General features: G+C 74.2%; 5 protein-coding genes. All 5 read left to right on the forward strand.

The genetic code is table 11. The features are described from left to right. Positions 1 to 48: 48 nt before the first annotated feature. The 5 genes from ACWD5O_RS17535 (at position 49) to ACWD5O_RS17555 (ending at position 6,815) form a co-directional block, all read left to right on the forward strand. Complete coding sequence (locus tag ACWD5O_RS17535) at positions 49 to 1,383, forward strand: glycosyltransferase family 4 protein (protein WP_354967550.1); 1,335 nt, start codon at positions 49 to 51, stop codon at positions 1,381 to 1,383. Positions 1,384 to 1,466: 83 nt separating this feature from the next. Further along, positions 1,467 to 3,248, forward strand: coding sequence for a protein kinase domain-containing protein (locus ACWD5O_RS17540; protein WP_450085932.1), 1,782 nt, complete (start codon positions 1,467 to 1,469; stop codon positions 3,246 to 3,248). 118 nt (positions 3,249 to 3,366) lie between these two features. After that, the gene (locus ACWD5O_RS17545) at positions 3,367 to 4,998 is read left to right on the forward strand and encodes a protein kinase domain-containing protein (protein ID WP_450085933.1); all 1,632 of its coding nucleotides are present in this window, start codon (positions 3,367 to 3,369) and stop codon (positions 4,996 to 4,998) included. A gap of 102 nt (positions 4,999 to 5,100) precedes the next feature. Next, a complete protein-coding gene (locus ACWD5O_RS17550; RefSeq protein WP_450085934.1) occupies positions 5,101 to 5,910 on the forward strand; it encodes a metal-dependent hydrolase in 810 nt (269 codons plus the stop codon). Continuing rightward, positions 5,907 to 6,815 (forward strand): amidohydrolase family protein, encoded by a 909-nt coding sequence (locus ACWD5O_RS17555; RefSeq protein WP_450085935.1) that lies wholly within the window; start codon positions 5,907 to 5,909, stop codon positions 6,813 to 6,815. Before ACWD5O_RS17550 ends, ACWD5O_RS17555 begins: the two co-directional genes overlap by 4 nt. The last annotated feature ends 38 nt before the right edge of the window (positions 6,816 to 6,853 follow it).

A 6,853-nucleotide genomic window follows, 5' to 3' on the forward strand; every position in this document is an offset into this window, starting at 1 on the left:
GGCTCCGGTGCGGTCGGCGCGCGCCCGGACACAAACAGAGGGGGCCGCATGTCACCCGACGCCCACGTGATCGACATCCACCCCGCCCGGCAGCTGCGGGTGCTGATGCTCTCCTGGGAATACCCGCCGGTGCTCGTCGGCGGCCTCGGCCGACACGTCCACGCCCTCTCCGTCGCCCTCGCCACCGCCGGCCACGACGTCACCGTCGTCACCCGCCACACCGACGGCGCACCCCTGGAGGAATACGCCGACGGCGTACGCATCCTGCGCGCCCCCGAAGACCCCGTCACCTTCCCCCTGGCCACCGAATCCCTACTCGCCTGGACCATGGCCTTCAACCACACCCTCACCCGCACCGCCCTGCGCGCCACCGAAGCCGGCACCTACGACGTCATCCACGCCCACGACTGGCTCGTCGCCCACACCGCGATCACCCTCGCCGAGCACCTGGACCTGCCCCTGGTCACCACCATCCACGCCACCGAGGCCGGCCGGCACCAGGGCTGGCTGCCCGAGGAGATGAACCGCACCATCCACGGCGTCGAGCACTGGCTCAGCGGCTCCTCCACCCGGGTGATCACCTGTTCGGCGTACATGCGCGAGCAGGTGACCGCGCTGTTCGACCTCCCGGCCAGCCAGGTCGACGTGGTACCCAACGGGGTCGACAACCGGGCCTGGCGGGCCCGGCCACGCGCGGTCGCCTCGGCCCGGGCCCGGTTCGCCGCGGACGGCCCGCTCGTCGGGTACGCCGGCCGGCTGGTCTACGAGAAGGGCGTACAGCACCTGGTGCACGCGGTGCCCCGCCTGCGCGAGCGGCACCCCGGGCTGCGCGTGGTGATCGCCGGCGACGGCCCGTACCGCGCCGAGCTGGAGGACGAGGCCCGCCGGCTCGCGCTCTGCTCGACCGTCCACTTCACCGGCTTCCTCGACGCCACCCAACTGCCGGCGGTGCTCGGCGCCACCGACGCCACCGTGGTGCCCAGCCTCTACGAGCCGTTCGGCATGGTGGCGCTGGAGGCGGCGGCCGCCGGTGCGCCACTCGCGGTGGCCCGCACCGGCGGGCTCGCCGAGATCGTCGAGCCCGGCGTGACCGGCGTGACGTTCCCGCACAGCGACCCGGACGCCCTCGCCGGCGCGGTGGGCCACCTCCTCGGCGACGAGGTCTTCGCCCGGCGGGTCGCCCGCCGGGCGCGCAGCATGGTCGTCGAGCGGTACGGCTGGGCCACCATCGCGGCCCGCACCGCCGCCAGCTACACCACCGCCAGACGCGAGCACGGCCCACTTCAGGCCCGCCGGATCGCCGCCCAACTGGCGGGCGGACGTACCCGGATCGCCATCCCGGAGGGCAATCTGCTCGCCGCGGCCGACCACGCCGCCTGCTGAGCCGAGGCGGACGACCGATAGGTGACTCCCGATCCGCTGGTTAGGGTGTATCCCGGACAGCGGCTGAGGAGGAGCGTGCGCAGGTGCTGATCGCCGGTCGGTACCGGCTGCTCGACCTGGTGGGTCGCGGGGGCATGGGCCGCGTGTGGCGGGCCCGCGACGAGATGTTGCACCGAGAGGTCGCGGTCAAGGAGGTCGTGCCGCCGAGCTGGCTGGCCGACCACGAGCGGGCCGAGCTGCGCTCGCGCACCCTGCGGGAGGCGCGCGCCGCGGCCCGGCTCAACCATCCCGCCGTGGTCCGGCTCTACGACGTCGTCCCGGCCGAGGACAGCCCCTGGATCGTGATGGAGTACGTCCCCTCCCGCACCCTGCAGGACGTGCTGGACGCCGGGGGGCCGTTGGCTCCGGCCGAGGCGGCCCGGATCGGCCTGGCCCTGCTCGGCGCGTTGCGGGCCGCACACACGGCCGGGGTGCTGCACCGCGACGTCAAACCGCAGAACGTGCTCATGGCACATGACGGGCGGGTGCTGCTCACCGACTTCGGGCTGGCCACGTTCGACGGCGGCGACGGGGCGATGACCCGCCCCGGCATGGTGCTCGGCTCCCCGCAGTACGTCGCCCCGGAGCGGGCCTCCGAGGCGGTGTCCACCGTGGCCGCCGACCTGTGGTCGCTCGGGGCCACCCTGCACACCGCCGTCGAGGGCCGCTCCCCGTACGCCCGCAGCACCGCGATGGCCACGCTGAGCGCGCTCGCGGCCGGGCCGCCGGACCCGGCCCCGCACGCCGGGCCGCTCGCGCCGGTACTGGCCGGGCTGCTGCGCCGTGACCCGCGCGACCGTCTCGACCACGAGGCGGCCCACCGGCTGCTCACCGCCGCCGCGATTGGCCACACCGGCCTGCTCCCGGTGCCCGACGGGACAGAGTCGGCAGCGGATCCGGCCGACCATCCCGACACGTCCACCGACCTGTCCGATCAGGATCCCACCATCCCGCTGCCCGAACCTGGCCGACCCACCGCCGCCCGGGCCGGGGCCCCGGGTGATCCGCCCGCCGGAGACGGCGCCGAGCGGACCGACACCCCTGGCGGGCAGGCGCCCGCTCGGGCGGTCGGACGACCGGCCGGGCGGACAGCCTGCCGGGCGGGGCTGGTCGTCACGGCGCTGCTGGTGGCGGCCGCTGCCGGCGTCGGCACCGCGCTGGCCGTCAGCGACGACGAAGCGGCGGACACCGCCGAACGGTCGACCAGCGCGCCGCCGACCGACCGTCTGCCCGACGGTGACGGCCCGGGCGGGCCGCACGGTCACGGCCCCGACCGGCCGGGCCGGCCGCCGGGCGGGGGCGCCTTCCCTCCGCCACCGTTTCCGTGCGTCCGCCCGGACGCCGTCGGTGCGCCGGCGCCGCCCGCGTCGCCGCCTCCCGGCGAGCGCTTCCGGCCGCCGGCCGGCTGGAACTGGCACGCCGACCCCAGCGGCTTCCGGGTCTCCGTGCCCGCGACCTGGCATTACTCCCGTGACGGCGAGGTGGCCTGCTTCCAGGACCCGGCGACCGGACGGGCGTTCAGCGTCGCCGAGGGCGGCGCCACCGACCCGCTGGCTCGGCTGACCGCGATGCGGGACGCGGCGGCGGAGGTCGGGGCGCTGCCGGAGTACGACGAGGTCCGGCTCGCCGGGGGCGACGGCGGGGCGGAGTGGGAGTCCCGGTGGGCGGCGCCCTACGGCGCCCGGCTGCACGCCCGGCAGCATGTCGCCGGAGCACCCGCCGGTGACGGCCGCTGGACGCTGGGCTGGATCACCGACGACCGGGACTGGACCGCCGCCACCGCGGACTGGACGACGGTGCGAACGAGTTTCCGACCACCCCGTTGACCTGCACCGTATGGGCCGGTTCGGTGTGCGGTCCGGGGTGGATCGAGGCGGCTCAGTGGATGAGAATTGCCGCGTCGGTGGCTATCGTGTAACACGGGGTGACCGAGGGGGAGCGACTGTGCGGCAGTTGCTGATCGCGGGTCGGTACCGGCTGCTCGACCTGGTCGGCGCCGGTGGCATGGGCCGGGTGTGGCTGGCCCGCGACGAGATGCTGCACCGCGACGTCGCGGTGAAGGAGGTCGTGCCACCGTCCTGGCTGGCCGAGACCGAACGAGCCGAGCTACGGCTGCGGACCCTGCGCGAGGCGCGTACGGCGGCCCGACTCAATCACCCCAACGTGGTCCGCATCTACGACGTGGTGCACGACCGGGAGAGCCCCTGGATCGTGATGGAGTACGTACCGTCCCGGTCGGTGCAGCAAATCATCAGCGCGGAGGGGCCGCTGAACCCGCAGCGCACCGCCCGGATCGGGCTGGCCGTTCTCGCCGCGCTGCGGGCCGCGCACACCGCCGGTGTGCTGCACCGCGATGTGAAGCCGCACAACGTGCTGGTCGCCGACGACGGGCGGGTGGTGCTCACCGATTTCGGGCTGGCCACGTTCGACGGCGGCGACGGGGCGATGACCGGGCCGGGCATGGTGCTCGGCTCGCCGCAGTTCGTCGCGCCGGAGCGCGCCCGCGAAAGGGTGTCGAATCCCCGTACCGACCTGTGGTCGCTGGGTGCGACGCTCTACGCGATGGTCGAGGGGCGTTCGCCGTACGCCCGCTCCAGCGCGATGGCGACGCTCAGCGCGCTGGCCACCGAACCGCCGGACCCGATGCGCCGGGCCGGGTCGCTGCACCCCGTGCTCACCGGCCTGTTGCAGCGCGACCCCTGGCGGCGGTTGACCGCGGCGGAGGCGGAGCCGCTGCTGCGCGGCGCGGCGGCGGACGACGACCCGCCCACCGAGCCGGCCCGCTCCGCCGCGGTGGCGGCCGTACGCAGCGCGGGCCGCGCCGCCGTGCCCGCCGCTCCAACCGGTTGGCCCTCCCCGCCCGGCGACCCGCCGGCGTCGACCGACCGACCGGCGACCCGACCCGGCCGCTGGCGTCGGCGGATGCTCACCCTGGGCGGCGCGGCGACCGCGCTGCTCGCCGCCAGCGGTGTCGCGTTGGCGCTGGTCAACCGCAACGACGGCCGGACGCCACCGTCCGGCGCCGGGGGCGGCGAGGCCACCCCACGCCCGGCCGCATTCGCCTGCGCGACGCCCCCGCCACCGACGGCCACCCCGGTGCCGTCGGTGCCGCAACCGGCCGACGCGCGGTACCGGCTGGTGAAGGGCTGGACGTGGCACGACGACCCGGCCGGGTTCCGGATCGCCGCGCCGGTGGGCTGGCTGCGCTGGACCGAGGAGTCGACGACCTGCTTCCGGGAGTCCTGCGGGCCTCGGATCCTCAGCGTCGAGGCGGGACCGGCCCGACCCGACCCGGTGGCGTACTGGAAGGCGGAGGAGGCCCGGCTCACCGGCGGCGAGGCGCTACCGGGCTACCGCAAGGTGGACATCTCGGCGCTGGACATCTTCGAGGGCGGCGCGATCTGGGAGTGCGGCTGGAAGAACGCCGCCGGCGAGCGGGTGCACAGTTTCCGGCTGCTGGCCAACACCTCGGCCGGGCGCGCCTTCACCGTCTCGTGGTTGACAAAAGAGTTCGACTGGCAGGTCAACGCGACATACTTGCCGATGATCCGGCAGAGCTTCACCCCCGCACTCTGAGATTGTCCACCGTGGACCGACCGGAGGATGCCCCTGCGGCGTCGCCGCTAACTACAGTGGCGTAGTTTTGGCGCTCAAGATCCCTGGGGAGGGTGAGCCGAGATGATGGGACCGTCGCACGCGCTGTCCGGCGCGGCGGTGTGGTTGGCCGGGTCCTGGGCACTGGACCAGTTCGCCGACTACCACCAGTCGCCACTCGCGTTGGCGGTGGGCACCGCGGTGTGCGCGGGTGGCGCGCTCTTTCCCGACCTCGACATGTCGGGCAAGGTGACCCGCAACCAGGGTGGCGCGACCGTGGCCCGCACCTTCGGAGTCTTCTCGCTCTTCGCCGCCGAGGTGATGGAGAAGATCTCCCTCGGGGTCTACTACGCCACGAAGCTCAGCAAGGACCCGCGCCGCAACAACGGGCACCGGACGCTGACCCACACGCTTCCGTTCACGGTTCTGGTCGGGTGGGGCACCACCGCGCTCTGCGCCGCGTACGGCAAGTGGGCGGTGATCACCATCCTGTTCTTCATGTTCGGCCTGGCCCTGCGCGGGCTGTTCGACAAGTGGGCCGAGCGGGCGGGGTGGGTGATCATCACCCTCGCGTCGGCCGGAGCGGCCTGGTTCACCTTCGCGAACCTGCCGGGTGGGCGCGGCTATCCGCTGATCGGTACCGCCGTCGGCGTGGGCTGCTTCGTCCACATTCTCGGTGACATGATCACCCGAGCCGGCGTGCCGATCCTCTGGCCGATCCCGATCAAGCGGCGCATGTGGACGATGATCGGCCTGCCGAACGGCATCGCCCTGCGTACCGGCAGCAAGGCCGAGGTGGTCGTGCTGCGTGCCGTGCTGACCGTCGTGGCGGCGCTCGCCATGGCGGGCCTGGTCGCGCCGTCGGTGTTGCAACGGTTCAACATCGAGATATGACCGACCCGGGCGCGCAGTCACCTCCGGAGGCTGACGAGCGGGTGCCGGATTTCTGGCGCGCACTGGGGCTGCCAGGGCTGGCCGACGTGCACGTGCACTTCCTGCCGCCGCGACTGCTGCGCCGGGTGTGGGCGTACTTCGACGCGGCCGGCCCGCTGGTCGGCACCGAGTGGCCGATCCGTTACCGGTGGAGCGACGCCGACCGGGTGGCGCACCTGCGCCGGCTCGGGGTACGCGCGTTCAGCGCTTTGGCGTACCCGCACCGGCCGGGCATGGCGGCGGACCTGAACCGCTGGACGTTGGAGTTCGCCCGCGCCACCCCGGGCTGCCTGCCCTCGGCCACCTTCTTCCCCGAGCCGGACGCTCCCGGCTACGTCGAGGAGGCGCTGACCGGCGGGGCCCGGCTGTTCAAGGTGCACGTGCAGGTCGGCGGGTTCGCGCCGACCGACCCGGCGCTGGACCGGGTGTGGGGGCTGCTGGCCGACGCGCGTGTGCCGGTGGTGGTGCACGCCGGGCACGCCCCGGTGGGGACCACGCACACCGGGCCGGACCTGTTCGCCGCCCTGCTCGCCCGCCACCCCCGGCTGACCGCCGTGGTGGCGCATCTCGGCGCCCCCGACTACCGGGCCTTCCTTGATCTGGCCGAGGCGTACGAGCGGGTCCGGCTGGATACCACGATGGCATTCACCCCGTTCTTCGACCGGTTCGTGCCGTTCCCCGCCAACGAGCTGCCCCGGCTGCGCGATTTGGGGCTGGCCGGCAAGGTGTTGCTGGGCAGCGACTTCCCGAACATCCCCTACCCGTACGCCGACCAGTTGACCGGGCTGGCCCGGCTGGACCTCGGCGACGACTGGCTGCGCGCGGTCTGCTGGGACAGCGCCGCCACCCTGTTCGACCTGCGCTGACGCGCCACCCGCCCGAGCCCCACGCGCTCGCGGCTCCC

It is taken from the genome of Micromonospora sp. NPDC005161, assembly GCF_053599855.1.

Bases quoted from the DNA above. Each gene is read 5' to 3' on its own strand.
- ACWD5O_RS17535 (WP_354967550.1), top strand. From the start codon at position 49: ATGTCACCCGACGCCCACGTGATCGACATCCACCCCGCCCGGCAGCTG.
- ACWD5O_RS17550 (WP_450085934.1), top strand. From the start codon at position 5,101: ATGATGGGACCGTCGCACGCGCTGTCCGGCGCGGCGGTGTGGTTGGCC.
- ACWD5O_RS17555 (WP_450085935.1), top strand. From the start codon at position 5,907: ATGACCGACCCGGGCGCGCAGTCACCTCCGGAGGCTGACGAGCGGGTG.